Here is a 14718-nt window from a genome sequence, read left to right on the forward strand (position 1 = left end):
TTTCTAATTAAATTACTTACACATAAAGAAACTATTTTAAACATTCTATAGCTTGTAGCAAAAAAAATGAAAAAATGATAAATGTTCAATAACACCAAACAATTCCCCTCAATTTCGATTTGAAAATAGGTAACAAAACATAAACAACTACCTGATCACTTATGAAAATAGTAACATATCCGGGCAAATCGTTTCCCCTTGGCGCTACCTGGGATGGTAATGGAGTAAACTTCACGCTTTATGCCGAAAATGCAACCGGTGTTGATCTTTGTCTGTTCAATACCATACATGATGAGGTTGAATCATCAAAAATTCAGATCACCGAGTTTTCCGATCTGATATGGCACGTATATATTCCGGGCCTAAAACCCGGACAGTTATACGGTTACCGGGTACACGGGCCATATGAACCCGAGAACGGGAACCGGTTTAACCCGAACAAACTATTGCTTGACCCTTACGCAAAAGCTATTGCCGGAACAATTAACTGGGACGATTCCCTGTTTGGTTATGAAGTGGGTAATCCTGAAGAAGATTTGAGTTTCAGCAAAACCGATAGCGCTCCGTTTATACCAAAGTCGGTTGTTATTGACCATAATTTTGACTGGGAAAATGATGAGGGCCCTAACGTAGCCTACTATAACTCTATAATTTATGAAGCACATGTAAAGGGTTTCACAAAACTTCATCCCGAAATACCGGAAGAGATAAGAGGCACTTACGCGGGGATAGCGCACCCGGTAACTATCAAGTATTTAAAAAATCTGGGGATAACCGCTATTGAACTTATGCCGGTTCATCATTTCCTTGCCGACAGGCACCTGGTGGATAAAGGACTTACTAACTACTGGGGGTATAATACAATTGGCTTCTTCGCCCCCGATTCGCGTTACGCGTCGTGTAACGTGCTTGGAGAGCAGGTTGTTGAGTTTAAGAACATGGTTAAGGAACTGCATAAGGCAGGTATAGAGGTAATTCTGGACGTGGTTTATAACCATACCGGCGAAGGTAGCCAGCTAGGTCCTACCCTATCGTTCAGGGGTATTGACAACTCATCCTATTACCGCCTGGTTGATGATAACAAAAGGTTCTATATGGACTATACCGGTACCGGCAACACGCTAAATGCTAATTTACCCAATGTATTACGCCTGATGATGGATAGCCTGCGTTATTGGATAATTGATATGCATATTGATGGGTTTCGTTTCGATCTTGCCGCTACACTGGCCCGTGAGCTGCATGAAGTGAATCGACTGAGCGCCTTTTTTGATATCATTCACCAGGACCCTATCATATCGCAGGTAAAACTCATTGCCGAGCCATGGGATTTGGGCGAAGGAGGCTACCAGGTGGGTAAGTTCCCATCAGGCTGGGCCGAGTGGAACGGCAAATACCGCGATAGTATACGTGACTACTGGAGTGGTACCGAAAGCATGCTGGCCGAATTTGCCGACCGTATAACAGGCAGCTCCGATCTGTTTAAATCATATCGCCGCCCTACAGCCAGCATTAATTTTGTTACCGCTCATGATGGTTTTACGCTGAATGACCTGGTAACTTATAACGAAAAACATAACGAAGCCAATGGCGAAGATAATAATGACGGTGAAAGCCACAACCGCTCATGGAACTGCGGCGTAGAAGGACCAACTGATGATGAAACCATTAATCTGCTTCGTTGTAAACAAAAAAGGAATTTTTTAACCACACTTTTTCTTTCGCAGGGTGTACCTATGATGATTGCCGGCGACGAAATGGGTCGCACACAGCAAGGTAATAATAACTCCTATTGTCAGGACAATGAAATTTCATGGATAAACTGGGAAACCATGGATAAAAACTTACAGGCTTTTACCAGCATGTTAATTAAACTGAGAAAAGAGCATGCTGCATTTTCACGCAACAATTGGTTTAAAGGAGAAGCTGTAAAAGAAGAGGGCCCTGCAGATATAGCCTGGTTTTTACCCAATGGAAATGAAATGAATGATGACAACTGGAGCCATGATTTTGCCAAATCGGTAGCGGTATTTTTAAACGGGCTTGGCTTACACAGCGTTAACGCCGAGGGTAATAAAGTGGTAGATGATAGCTTTTACATTATTTTCAATGCGCATGACGAAGCCCTAAGCTATAAATTGCCAAAAGCTGTTTACGCTAAAGACTGGGATTTGTTAATTGATACCAGTAAAGAACAAATGGAAAATGCTACCGGCAAATTTAACGCGGAAGATACCATACAAGTAGCTGGGCGCTCCGTTGTATTACTTCAACATCAATTAGTACACAATGGAGGCACCAAGCATCAATAAACGTAACATAGGCATTAACTTTAACGGTTTAGGTCTTGCCGAAATCTTGCTTTGGGCGCCCTATGCCAATAAAGTTTCCATTAAGCTTGACATGAAAACGCTTTCTTTAATTAAACAAGAACGTGGTTATTGGACATTAAGCACTGATGAAGTTAAACCAGGCGATACCTATTGGTTTGATGTTGACGGCAAACAACTGTCAGATCCGGCATCCCTTTTCCAATCCGAAGGTGTACACGGCCCATCACTTGCCTTTGATTTGAATGCCTATAAGTGGACAGATGCCCCATGGCAAAACCCGCCGCTGGAAGACTATATATTCTACGAACTGCACACAGGTACTTTTACATCCATAGGCACTTTTAAAGGCATTGAAGACCGGCTTGATTACCTGGTTAGCCTTGGTATCACCGCCATTGAAATTATGCCCGTGGCCCAATTTCCGGGCGAAAGGAACTGGGGTTATGACGGAGTATTCCCATTCGCAGTACAAAACAGCTATGGAGGGCCACAAAGTTTACAGCATTTAATTGATACCTGCCACAATAAGGGCCTGGCAGTAGTTTTGGATGTAGTGTATAACCATATAGGCCCTGAGGGAAATTACCTTCATGAATTTGGACCGTACTTTACCGACAAATACCATACACCCTGGGGCAGCGCCATTAACTTTGATGATGCCGGTTGCGATGAGGTACGGCAGTATTTCATAGATAACGCATTGATGTGGTTCCATGATTTTCATGTAGATGCCCTGCGCATGGATGCCGTGCACGCCATTAAAGATTTTAGTCCCAAACACATTTTGCAGGAAATTAGTGAACAAGTAGTTCAACTGACGCAAACAACAGGTAGAACATATTATCTCATTGCAGAGTGCGACCTGAATGATACCCGTTTTATTAACCCGGTAAACAAAGGTGGCTTCGGCCTGGATGCTCAATGGATCGACGAATTTCATCATGCCCTGCGCGTAGCAGCAGGCGGTGAAAGAAATGGTTATTACACCGATTTTAATGGAATTGAGGATCTCGCCCTCGCTTATCAAAACGCCTATGTATACCATGGACAGTATTCCGAACAAAGGCAAAAAACATTCGGCACAAATACCGCCGGTATAAACGGCAGGCAATTCGTAGCGTTTTCACAAAATCATGACCAGGTGGGTAACCGCATGCTTGGCGAACGTTCAGGTCAGCTATTTGGTTTTGAAATGCAAAAGTTAATGGCGGCCGCGGTTATGATTAGCCCGTTTTTGCCGCTCTTATTTATGGGTGAGGAAAGAAGTGAGCCCAACCCCTTCCTGTTTTTTGTAAGCCATACAGATAAAAGGCTGATTGAGGCTGTAAGAAAAGGCCGTAAAACCGAATTTGCTGATTTTCATGCACGTGGCGAAGCACCTGATCCTCAAGCTTTAGAAACTTTTGAGCGCTCTAAACTAAGCTGGGATATACTGGAGCAACAGCCCTACCAAACCATGCTGCATTATTACAAAACCCTCATTGGGTTGCGTAAGCACCAACCCGCATTAAAAACCCTCAACCGCGACAACATGACCGTTGAAACAAATGCGGCGAATAATACATTGATGATACAAAGATGGACGACTGATCAACAGCTTATCTGCCTGCTCAACTTTTCAGGTAAGGATCAGCCAGTGGCTATACCCGAGGGTATCAACCAATGGCAAAAACTATTTGATTCGGCTCATCCAAAATGGAACGGCCCGGTATCATCACCCGAAATACTTAATACAGGTTTAATAGCAATACCTCCGGCAACCATCCTGATATATACACAATATCATGCATAACCCCGTTGCTACCTACCGGATACAGTTTAACAAAGACTTTACTTTTAAAGACTTAAAAAACATTATTCCTTACCTGCATCAGTTAGGCGTAGGTACTATATATGCTTCTCCGATATTCGAAGCCACACCCGGCAGCACCCATGGTTACGATGTAGTTAACCCTTTGCGTATCAACCCGGAGATAGGGACTTTAAAAGAACTGGAAACTATCAGTAAAACTCTTAAGAAGCTCAATATCGGCTGGCTGCAGGATATTGTGCCCAATCACATGGCATTCCATAAAAATAACACATGGTTAATGGATGTGCTGGAGAAAGGCCGGCGATCTGAATTTGCCGATTTTTTTGATATTATCTGGTCAGTCCCGGTATATAATAGTCGGCTGATGGTTCCTTTTTTAGGCTTACCTTTTGAAGATGCGTTAAAAGAAAAACAGATTAAAATTGATTTCAGAGATAACCGCTTTGTGTTCACCTATGCAGATCAGCGTTATCCTTTAAACCTACATGCTTACATAACTATCCTCCAGGCGCCTAAAACAAACATTCCAATAACAGTCAGCCAATTAATTGATGAAGCGAAAGAATTACACCAAAGCGATAATAACAAAGCATACGGTATCCGATTTGAAGAATTAAAGTTACAACTGGCCGCCCTGTTCAAGCAACCTACAATTAAGAAATATATAAGGGCTTGTATTGGTCTAATAAACAATCAAACCCATTTACTGAGGCAAATATCTGATAGTCAATATTATCAATTATGTTACTGGCAGGAAACAGAAAAGCAGATTAACTATCGTCGTTTTTTTACAGTTAATGGGCTCATCTGTCTCAATATGCAAATATCCAAGGTATTTGACAGGTGTCATGAACTGCTTAAAACGCTTTTAGATAAGAATATTATTCAGGGTATCCGTTTAGATCATATTGATGGATTGTATGACCCAACTGCTTACCTTGAACGTTTACGCAAGCTTACCGGCCCGGAAACTTATATTATAGTTGAAAAAATTCTGGAGGATGGTGAGGATTTCCCCGAAAACTGGCCCATACAAGGTAATACCGGGTATGACTTTCTGGCCACGGGCAATAACTTATTTACACAAACCGAAAGCAAAAAGCTGTTTGCCGATTTTTATAAAACCATTAATACTGATAAACTGTCTGTATCTCAGGCTATATTAAAAAATAAATCGCTCATATTATATGAGCACATGGCCGGAGAATTAGAAAACCTCTACCAACTCTTCGTTGATCTGGAACTGGCTGACAACGCAGCTATAAAAACCACTGATATTAAAACAGTGATCGCTGAATTTCTGATTCGGTGTCCCGTTTACCGCTATTATAGCAACAAGTTTCCTTTGCCCGATGTTGAACAAAAAGCTGTAAAAAACATATTAAACAATATTAGTGAAGCAAAACCCGATTTGAAAGAGGCTGTTGCCCTGTTCGAAAACGTTCTGGTTGACGGTCAATCCGATATTGATTCATCCCGGATATTACGCTTCTATCTGCGTTGTATGCAATTCACAGGCCCATTGATGGCTAAGGGTGTAGAAGACACCCTGATGTATACCTACGACCGTTTTATAGGCCATAATGAGGTTGGAGATACACCAAAAACTTTTGGAATCGTGCCAAATGAGTTTCACAATTATATGATGGCCCGTCAGCAACGTTGGCCTTTATCTCTTAACGCTACCGCCACTCATGATACCAAACGCGGGGAAGGCGTTCGGGCTCGGCTTAATGTGTTAACTGATTTTGCCTCTGATTGGATAGCGGTGGTTAAACGCTGGCAAGAAGATAACAGCAAGTATAAAACAAATGGAATACCAGATGCAAACGACGAATACCTGATTTACCAAAGTATAGCAGGCAGTTATCCCATGCCCGGTGAGGATGATGATTTTAATAAACGGCTGGAAGAATACCTGATAAAAGGTTTACGTGAAGCCAAATTACATACGCAATGGGCCGAACCAAATAACAAATATGAAGAAAGCTGCTTGAAATTTGTACAAGCCATCCTAAAACCTGAAAGTGATTTTATGCAAAGCTTTCAGAAGCTGCGAATTAAAATTACAGACTTTGGAATTATTAATTCCCTTTCGCAAACAATGTTAAAATTTACATGTCCCGGTATTCCTGACGTTTACCAGGGATGCGAGTTTTGGGACCTGAGCATGGTTGATCCGGATAATAGGCGCCCGGTTGATTTCCCAATAAGGGCTCACAAATTAGAGTCTCTAATAGCTAATACTAATTCAATTGGTGAACTATGGACAGATCGTAACAATGCAAACATTAAACTTTGGCTTACGCAATTGCTGTTCAATGAGCGAAAAAATAGTAGTATAACCTTTGAAAAAGGCACGTACGTCCCGCTGGAGATAAAAGGAAAATACAGGGACAATGTTTTAGCATATGCCCGTCGACATCAGGATAATTGGTATATCGTTGCCATTCCGCTGCATTTAGGGCAGTTAGGTTGGGATTATGGTAATCCCGATAAAATGAATTGGAAAAATACCCGCATCGTATTGCCAGCTGAAGCACCAGTGACCTGGAACAATGTATTGAGTAGTAAACCAATTGCCCATATAAAGCATTTAACTATTGATGATATTTTTAAGGAGTTTCCTATGGCAGTGCTTAAATCAGTTCTTAAATAAAAAAGCAGAATGGAGTATATCCATTCTGCTAAATCACTCTAAAACAATCACCTCTTATTAAATAGGAAGTTTCTTTAATAATAAAGATCGATACTAAGAAGTACCGAATTTTATTGAAGAAACAAAGATATTTAATATAATACTCTTTCGGGATTCACTAACTATATTTTGACCAATAACTGACAGTAAATCAGGCTTCAATATCTCGAATTAACAATACATCAACCCCTTAATAAATATATCTGTCAGCAAAAGTTTTTTAGTCCGTATTTCTTCAAGATGCTCTTTGCGAGGGAAACTCGATTTCTTTTGTGATACAGCGCCAACCCTGATACCATGCAATGCGTCAAGCAAAAGATCTACAATTTCTTCAGGTTTATCTATTGGTTTAATAGCACCACGCTCAATTTCTGTTTTAATGGCATTACTCAGCAAATTGAGCTCTGATAAATGAACCTGGCCAACAATTTCCCATATCGTATCAGGAAGGTTTTGTTCGTTAAGCCTGAAAAAATCAAAGAAATTATAATTGCTTACAATAAAATCGTGATGTATGTTGATCTGGAAAACAAAGGCTTCCTTAAGGTTTGTAAATGTATTTATATGATCCTCTAAAACTTTTAAGTAGTCGTTAGCCAGCTTACGCATTACAGCTATATATAGCTGGCTTTTATCCGGAAAATAATAATACAATAAAGCTTTGGACATAGATAAATCGCCGGCAATTTCGTTCATGGTGGTTTTTGAATAACCATAATGTAAAAACCGTTGATGAGAGGCTTCTAAAATTTTCTCTCTTTTTATATCCTGATGGTCATTCCCTGCAGCCATTGCTAATAATTATATAAAATGTATAAGTCAAAACTAAATTCCTGACTTTTTTAACAAAATTATCAAAAATTCTATAAATATATGTAACAACGCCAATCCATTCACAATTGGCAAAACAATTTTACATTCCTACTATTTAAAGATTAGATTTATATAACATATCAGTATTATAATATGGAAAATAGGTTACCTCCTGATCTTCTTGAATTTTCTCAACGTGTCCCGTCCTTTGCCTGGAACCTTATAATTGGCGCAATTGCTATTTTGGTTGGGCTTATTATTAAATTTATAGTTACCCGGTTGTTTAAACTTTATGCTAAAAAAGAAACATCCTACTCATTTTTCAGGTCGATAATTGTTAACCTGGGAAGGGCCATTACCTATTTTATACCCTTATTTTTGCTTAACCTTTTTATACCGTTTATGCGATTGAGTAAAGCATATGTAGGCCCGATTGATAAGGCTGTCGAGATTTTACTAACCATTTCATTTGCCAGTATCCTTGTGCGGTCCATCAGAATACTGGAAGACTATGTTTGCCATGCCTACGATCTTAACAAAATAGATAACCTGAAGGAGCGGAAAATACGCACACAACTGCAGTTTATGCGAAAGCTTTTAGTGGTCATCATTGTTTTTGTAACCATTGCCATTATCCTGCTAAGTTTTGAAAGCATGCGTAAAATTGGAACCGGCCTGCTAACCGGAGTTGGTATAGGTGGTATAATTGTTGGCTTCGCCGCTCAAAATTCACTTGGTAATTTGCTTGCCGGTTTCCAGATAGCATTTACACAACCTATACGTATCGACGACGTTTTGGTAGTTGAGGGCGAATGGGGCCGGGTTGAGGAAATCACCTTAACCTATGTAGTTTTAAAGATATGGGACGAGCGCAGACTTATATTACCTATCAATTATTTTATACAGAAACCTTTCCAGAACTGGACCCGCACATCAGCCGATATATTGGGCACTGTATTTTTATACATGGATCATACTATACCGGTTGATGAGATCAGGAATGAATTTGAAAAGCTGATCATAAAATCGCCTTTATGGGATAAGCGTGTAAAGGTTGTCCAGGTAACCGATGTAAAAGAACATACCATTGAAATCAGAGTGCTCATGAGCGCGAGTACCTCTTCAAAAGCATTCGATCTGCGCTGTTACATTCGTGAAAACTTAATCACTTACATACAGCAAAATTACCCAGGCAGTTTACCAAGAACAAGAAATGAGGTTAGCAACCTTGAAAAATATTTGCAGCCCAAAACCGATGGTTAAGCCAGACGCGCCAGGCCTACACTGCCACCAATCACCAGGGCATCTTCAATAGCTCCAATAATTGGGTCTACTATATGACTGCTTTTAACTACGCTTTTACGCAGATGAAAAGTACCAAAGGTTGACGCAAATGCTGCTGTACCACCCAGCAAGGCTCCCACAATAAGATTGTTGCCCGTTGCTTTGTAAATAACTGCCCCGGCAAGTGCGCCGGATAATACGCGTGCTCCAATTGCAGCTGGTTTAGTACGGTTTGGTGCCGATGGCAACTTATCGCCTACAATTTCGCCCAAGGCCAATACTTTTAATGTAGCAGCCACTGTTTTTGACTGCATAAATTTCAAAGGTGAATGCTCCAGATTTTTTGATTGATGATGACTTAATATATGACTGGTAATAACAGGTGCCGATGTTGACCGCATACCGGCTAATGTTCCCAAACTAAGTACCTGCCAAAATGGTTTTGATATTTTTACTAACATGGATTGGTATGAACTAATGTAGTTAATAATCAAATAACCACAGGTGACATGATTATGTTCTAATAAAAAATTATAAATCAATAACTAAACTGCTTTGTTACCAATAGTACATCAAAACCCAAAACTATGAAACTACACGAAAACAATGCCTTGGGCGAGCTGGCAGGCGCAATTGGCAAAGGATTACTCGCGGGCCTGGCGGCAACGGCTGCCATAACCGTGTCGCAAATGATAGAGATGCGGATCACGAAACGTGAGCCAAGCGAAGCACCGCTTAAAGTGGCAGAACGGGCAGCTGGATTAAAACCTGCGAGCAAGGATGATAAACAAAGGCTTTCACAAGAAATACATTGGTCGTACGGAACCATATGGGGCATAACGCGTGGTTTAATTTCCTTGACCGGATTAAAAGGCGTACCTGCTACCCTTATTCATTTTGGTGCAATATGGGGAACCGCGATGGTTATGCTACCCAAATTTAAAGCCGCTCCTCCTGTTTATAAAGAAGATGCTAAAGCCATAGTAATCGATGGTTTTCACCATGCCGTTTATGCCGTCACCGCAGGAATTGTATATGATACCCTCGACGGAGCCGGCAAACACGATAGAAGATTAAACCGGCTGATTGATAAACTCCACCTAAAAGGATTGATCAGTAAGCTTAAGTTTTAAACAGGTATCATCACAAAAAAGCCATATTCCTTTTGGAATATGGCTTTTTTGTGTATCTTATTTTATTAATTACACGGCTTCTGCCTCTAAAACATGTTTGTGCTCCACCGCTTTTTTACCAAACAGCTTTGCTTTTATGTTGTAACGGATGATATACATACAAGGTACCAGTATCAATGTAATAATGGTGGCAAAACCTAAACCAAAGATCATTGTCCATGCCAAGGGGCCCCAGAATGCAACGTTATCGCCGCCAAAGTGTATGTGTGGCTCAAAGTGGGTAAACAAACCAACAAAGTCGATATTAAAACCTACAGCTAACGGAATTAAGCCTAATATAGCCGCCGTAGCTGTTAATAATACCGGCGTCATACGGGTATGGCCGGCTTCCACCACTGCATCATGCAGGTTAGCCCCCTGTTCAATCAGCATATCGGTAAACTCAACCAGTAATATACCATTACGTACCACCACACCTGCAAGGGCTATGATACCTACCCCCGTCATTACGATAGACATCGTCATACCGAAGATACTTACCCCAAGCAATACGCCAATGATACTGAAGAAGATCTCGCTGATGATGATGAACGTTTTACCTATGGAGTTAAATTGTATCATCAGGATAATTAATATTAAACCAAACGATGTAGCTAATGCACCTAACAGAAAGTTCATGGCTTCCATCTGGTCTTCCTGACCGCCACCTTGACGGATGATTACATTATCAGGCTTTTTAAAGTTGTTTATGGCCTGCAAAATATTAGCATTTACTTCATTTGCATTAAATGGCTTAATAACGTTTGAACCTAAAGTTAATACCCTGCGCTGCTGTTTACGTTTAATATTGCTGTAGGTGTTGGTATAACGAACATCGGTGAAGGCGGAAATTGGCACCTGGCGTATAGCCCCACCTGTAGCAAGGTCACGATAAGTAATTTTGATGTTTTTCAGCTCATCAAGATTACTGCGCTGACTTTCCAATGCACGTACTTTAATCTGGTAATCATCTTCTTTGGTGTTCCTAAAATCTCCGGCTTTAGCACCAAATACAGCAGTTCCCAAAGCCTGACTTATCTGAAAAGTATTGATTCCCTCCCTATTAGCTCTTTCACGGTTGATGTCAAAAACTATTTCAGGTTTATCGCTTTGGACGTCTGCTATAAGACCTTCAATGCCCGCAATATTTTGTTTGGCTATATAATTCTTTAAACGATTACCAGTTGCTACCAGTGTATCAATGTTATCGCCTATAATCTCAATACTGATATCTTTTTGCACCGGAGGCCCGCTGTTTTCCTGTGCTACGGCAATTTTAGCACCGGGTATACCTTGTACGGCTTTTCGGATATTAGCCAAAACAGCTTTGGTATCCTTTCCATTACGCTTACCAAACTCTACAAATGCTACAGTCACTTTACCTTTGTTTTCATAGTCACCCTGGTCTTCATCGGTTGGGTCAGTTACGCCTTTAGTTACGTTTGATATTACGGATGATACAATATCTTTATCTGGCTCTACCACCTCTGCAACACGCTTTTCAACCCTTTTTGTAATTTCATTGGTATAAGCCTGGTCGGTACCTATAGGCATGGTTAAATACACGTATACAAAGTTTGGATCGCCCGATGGAAAGAACTCCACCTTGGGCGACCTGGCAATCATAAACATTATAGTTAAGATAAACAGGACAATAGTACCCAATAATATCGTTACGGGCCTGCGTACTGCTTTTTCAAGTAGCCCTGCATACCATCTTTGAAAACGTGGCCATGCATTTTTTTGGAACCTGTCTATCACTCTCAGTAAAAAGAAGTGATTGAGTAGGTAAAGGAACGTCAGGAATACAAATAAGTTACCAACACCTACATTTATTAAATAGCCAATAACCGTTGCGATAGCCAAAAATAACAATCCCTTTTTGGTCGACCGGTCGAACCTCGGATTGTCATGCTCACCGTCATGATGCGGCCTCATAAAATCGACTGCGAAAACAGGGTTGATAATGTAAGCAACCACTAATGAAGCCAACAAAGTAATGATGAGTGTTATAGGCAGAAAGAACATGAAGTGTCCTATCAAACTATTCCAAAATGCCAGCGGAACAAACGGTGCTAAAGTAGTCATTGTACCCGAAAATACCGGAAGAAACACCTCACCAGCCGCTATTTTAGCCGCTTCTTTAATAGGCACTTTACCATTGGCAAAAATACGGTGCGTGTTTTCAATAACCACAATGGCATCATCTACCACAATACCCAGCGCCAGCAGGAACGAGAACAGTACGATCATGTTGAGTGTAAACCCAATAGCCGGCATCACTAAAAACGCTATAAAACATGACAGTGGTACAGACAAAGCCACAAATATGGCATTGGTTGTACCCATAAAAAACATCAGGATAACGGTTACCAATATAAAGCCGATAACAATAGTATTAATGAGGTCATTCAGCGTTGTACGGGTTTTATCAGACTGATCGCCAGTTACAACAATGTCAAGCCCTTTCGGGAACACTGTTTTCTGTTTCAGTTTTATTAGTTCATTGATTTTGTCCGACGCTTCAATAAGGTTCTCTCCCGCTCTCTTACTTACGTTAAGCGTAATTACGTTTTTAAAATTGGGGTTATCGTTCGTTTTTAAACGGGCATAACTTTCCTGTTCTAAAAATGAGTCTTTAATCTCAGCAATATCCCTTAGATACACAGCTTGTCCTTTGGGGTTTCGGACAGCCATTGCAGCTACTTCATCAGCATTTTTAAAATCCTTTTTTATGTCTATACTTCTGCGTACTCCGTCGGTTTTCACCGTGCCGGCCGAGGTAAGGATGTTTTCATTCCCAATAGCCTGAATTATATCGTTAAAGCTAACTTGTGTTGCCGCCATTTTGTTCAGATCTACATTTACTTGTATTTCTGGAGTTAAAGCACCTACCTCATCAACTTTTGATATCTCCTTATAACTTTCAATCTCATCCTTTAAAATATCTGCATATTCTTTCAGTTTCTTTAGGTCATAATTACCCGATATATTGATATAAAGAATAGGTAGATCCGCAACATTAATATCAGATATTACAGACTCCTTTAAGTTATCGTCGTTCTGGGGTAAATCTTGTTTTGCCTTATCAACCGCATCTTTTACATCAATCTTAGCATCTTTAATATCAATATTTGCATTAAATTCTGCCGTGATTATCGATACGTTTTGCACTGAGTTGGATGTAACTTTTTTAAGTCCTTTCAATGACTTCAGCTGTTTCTCTATTTGCCTGGTAACCAGATTTTCTATATTCTGCGGAGACTGGCCGGCAAAGGTTGTAGTAACAAACACCTTTGACTGTGCTATATCCGGGAAATTTTCCTTTGGCAGATTATTGTAACTAATTAGTCCCAATACGGTCACCAGAAATATGAGAACATAAACGGCGGTTTTATTATCAATGGCCCAACTTGAGGGCCCAAATTCTTTTTTAAGATCTTTCATAATCAACAGATCAAACGTTTATAATTAATTGGCAGACTGTAATACTTTTATCTTGTCGCCGTCCTCTATCTCGGTAGCCCCTTCCGTTACCAACTCATCGCCATTTTTTAACCCTGATAATATTTCAGTATTACCACTATAGGTAGTTCCTGCTTTCACATTTACTTTTTTAGCGGTTCCGTTTTGATTAAGATACACATAATCACCGGTTTCTGATTTTAAAATTGCTTTTACTGGTACAACAAACGTATTTGCCTTTGTATAATTAGCTATTTGAATAATAGCGGTCATGTTAGGTCGCAGGGTTTTACGTTCGGGTAATTTTACCTCTACTCCAAAACTGCGCGATGTTGGGTCAATAACCTTGGCGGCAAAAGTTACTTTGGTAATCAATGAATCATTAGCATCTGGCACCAGTATTTTTACCTGGTTACCGGTATTTACACTGCCCGCGTATGATTCAGGTACATCTGCTTTAACTTTCAAAACATCGGCGTTAACAACCCGTATACCTGTTTGCCCAGGCATAGCAACCTGACCCAGTTTAAGGTCCATTTGGTCAACTGTACCACTAATTGGTGATACAATGCGGTACAGGTCTGCCTGTTGCTTTAAAGAGGCCAAAGCTTTTTTACTGGCCTGCAAATTGGTTTGAGCCTGTAAAAATTGAACCTCGGTACCTATTTTTTGATCCCAAAGGTTTTTCTGACGCTGAAACAACTGATCGTTTAAATTAACCTGGGCCTCACTTTGTGCTATATTTTGCAGTAATACTTTATTGTCTAACTGGGCAAGTGTTTGTCCTTTGCTTACATGCTGACCTACTTTAGCGTAAAGACTAGTAATGGTGGCCTGTGCCTGCGGATAAGCAACTACGTTATCCTGTGCATCAATTTTGCCTTGTATCTGCACATAATTGGTAAACTGCGCTGGTTTTATGGCAACAGTACTTACATCCGTAGTTTTAGATGAATCGTTTGAACCAATTTCGGCCTGCAGTTTAGTGATCTTTGAATTTAAATCAGCCTGTTGTTTCTTTAGTTGAGCAAGTTGGGCGGCTTTATCCTTAGGTTGCTTACTTGAACACGCAGCTAAAAAAATGAAAGCCGGTATGTATAATATTTTTTTCATGTCTTTTTTTAATATAGTGGGTTTAGT

The 14718-nt window shown here is 40.3% G+C and carries 9 protein-coding genes; 5 read left to right on the forward strand and 4 right to left on the reverse strand.

Features of this window, described 5'->3' with window-relative positions; all coding sequences use genetic code 11:
• Window positions 1-161 precede the first annotated feature (161 nt).
• Genes glgX through treY form a run of 3 tightly spaced genes read left to right on the forward strand, consistent with a single transcriptional unit; the run spans window position 162 to window position 6805 of the window.
• Complete coding sequence (glgX, locus tag SNE25_RS21600; protein ID WP_321561082.1) at window positions 162-2312, forward strand: glycogen debranching protein GlgX; 2151 nt, start codon at window positions 162-164, stop codon at window positions 2310-2312.
• Window positions 2290-4125: a malto-oligosyltrehalose trehalohydrolase gene (treZ, locus tag SNE25_RS21605; protein ID WP_321561083.1), complete on the forward strand. Its 1836-nt coding sequence runs from the start codon at window positions 2290-2292 to the stop codon at window positions 4123-4125. Before glgX ends, treZ begins: the two co-directional genes overlap by 23 nt.
• Window positions 4118-6805 (forward strand): malto-oligosyltrehalose synthase, encoded by a 2688-nt coding sequence (treY, locus tag SNE25_RS21610; protein WP_321561084.1) that lies wholly within the window; start codon window positions 4118-4120, stop codon window positions 6803-6805. The genes treZ and treY overlap by 8 nt, the downstream gene beginning before the upstream one ends.
• Window positions 6806-7015: 210 nt before the next feature.
• Here the strand turns inward: treY and SNE25_RS21615 are convergent, their stop codons facing one another.
• Window positions 7016-7636, reverse strand: a complete 621-nt coding sequence (locus SNE25_RS21615) for a TetR/AcrR family transcriptional regulator (protein WP_321561085.1) — start codon at window positions 7634-7636, stop codon at window positions 7016-7018.
• A 174-nt stretch (window positions 7637-7810) separates the two neighbouring features.
• On the opposite strand from SNE25_RS21615, the gene SNE25_RS21620 reads away from it, so the two are divergent.
• The gene (locus tag SNE25_RS21620) at window positions 7811-8920 is read left to right on the forward strand and encodes a mechanosensitive ion channel family protein (protein ID WP_321561086.1); all 1110 of its coding nucleotides are present in this window, start codon (window positions 7811-7813) and stop codon (window positions 8918-8920) included.
• Here the strand turns inward: SNE25_RS21620 and SNE25_RS21625 are convergent.
• Window positions 8917-9402, reverse strand: a complete 486-nt coding sequence (locus tag SNE25_RS21625; protein ID WP_321561087.1) for a DUF4126 family protein — start codon at window positions 9400-9402, stop codon at window positions 8917-8919. The two genes, SNE25_RS21620 and SNE25_RS21625, sit on opposite strands and share 4 nt — an antisense overlap.
• Window positions 9403-9528: 126 nt before the next feature.
• Between SNE25_RS21625 and SNE25_RS21630 the strand changes: the two genes are divergently transcribed.
• Complete coding sequence (locus SNE25_RS21630; protein ID WP_321561088.1) at window positions 9529-10074, forward strand: hypothetical protein; 546 nt, start codon at window positions 9529-9531, stop codon at window positions 10072-10074.
• A gap of 69 nt (window positions 10075-10143) precedes the next feature.
• On the opposite strand, the gene SNE25_RS21635 is transcribed toward SNE25_RS21630, so the two are convergent.
• Together SNE25_RS21635 and SNE25_RS21640 are read right to left on the reverse strand one after the other, a co-directional pair.
• Window positions 10144-13560: an efflux RND transporter permease subunit gene (locus SNE25_RS21635; protein WP_321561089.1), complete on the reverse strand. Its 3417-nt coding sequence runs from the start codon at window positions 13558-13560 to the stop codon at window positions 10144-10146.
• A gap of 24 nt (window positions 13561-13584) precedes the next feature.
• Window positions 13585-14691, reverse strand: a complete 1107-nt coding sequence (locus SNE25_RS21640) for an efflux RND transporter periplasmic adaptor subunit (RefSeq protein WP_321561090.1) — start codon at window positions 14689-14691, stop codon at window positions 13585-13587.
• Window positions 14692-14718 lie beyond the last annotated feature (27 nt).

This window comes from Mucilaginibacter sabulilitoris (assembly GCF_034262375.1).
GTDB lineage: Bacteria > Bacteroidota > Bacteroidia > Sphingobacteriales > Sphingobacteriaceae > Mucilaginibacter > Mucilaginibacter sabulilitoris.

Coding starts and splice junctions, on each gene's coding strand:
- SNE25_RS21630 (WP_321561088.1), top strand. CDS start 9,529: ATGAAACTACACGAAAACAATGCCTTGGGCGAGCTGGCAGGCGCAATT.
- treZ (WP_321561083.1), top strand. CDS start 2,290: ATGGAGGCACCAAGCATCAATAAACGTAACATAGGCATTAACTTTAAC.
- SNE25_RS21635 (WP_321561089.1), bottom strand. CDS start 13,560: ATGAAAGATCTTAAAAAAGAATTTGGGCCCTCAAGTTGGGCCATTGAT.
- SNE25_RS21625 (WP_321561087.1), bottom strand. CDS start 9,402: ATGTTAGTAAAAATATCAAAACCATTTTGGCAGGTACTTAGTTTGGGA.
- SNE25_RS21640 (WP_321561090.1), bottom strand. CDS start 14,691: ATGAAAAAAATATTATACATACCGGCTTTCATTTTTTTAGCTGCGTGT.
- SNE25_RS21620 (WP_321561086.1), top strand. CDS start 7,811: ATGGAAAATAGGTTACCTCCTGATCTTCTTGAATTTTCTCAACGTGTC.
- SNE25_RS21615 (WP_321561085.1), bottom strand. CDS start 7,636: ATGGCTGCAGGGAATGACCATCAGGATATAAAAAGAGAGAAAATTTTA.
- glgX (WP_321561082.1), top strand. CDS start 162: ATGAAAATAGTAACATATCCGGGCAAATCGTTTCCCCTTGGCGCTACC.
- treY (WP_321561084.1), top strand. CDS start 4,118: ATGCATAACCCCGTTGCTACCTACCGGATACAGTTTAACAAAGACTTT.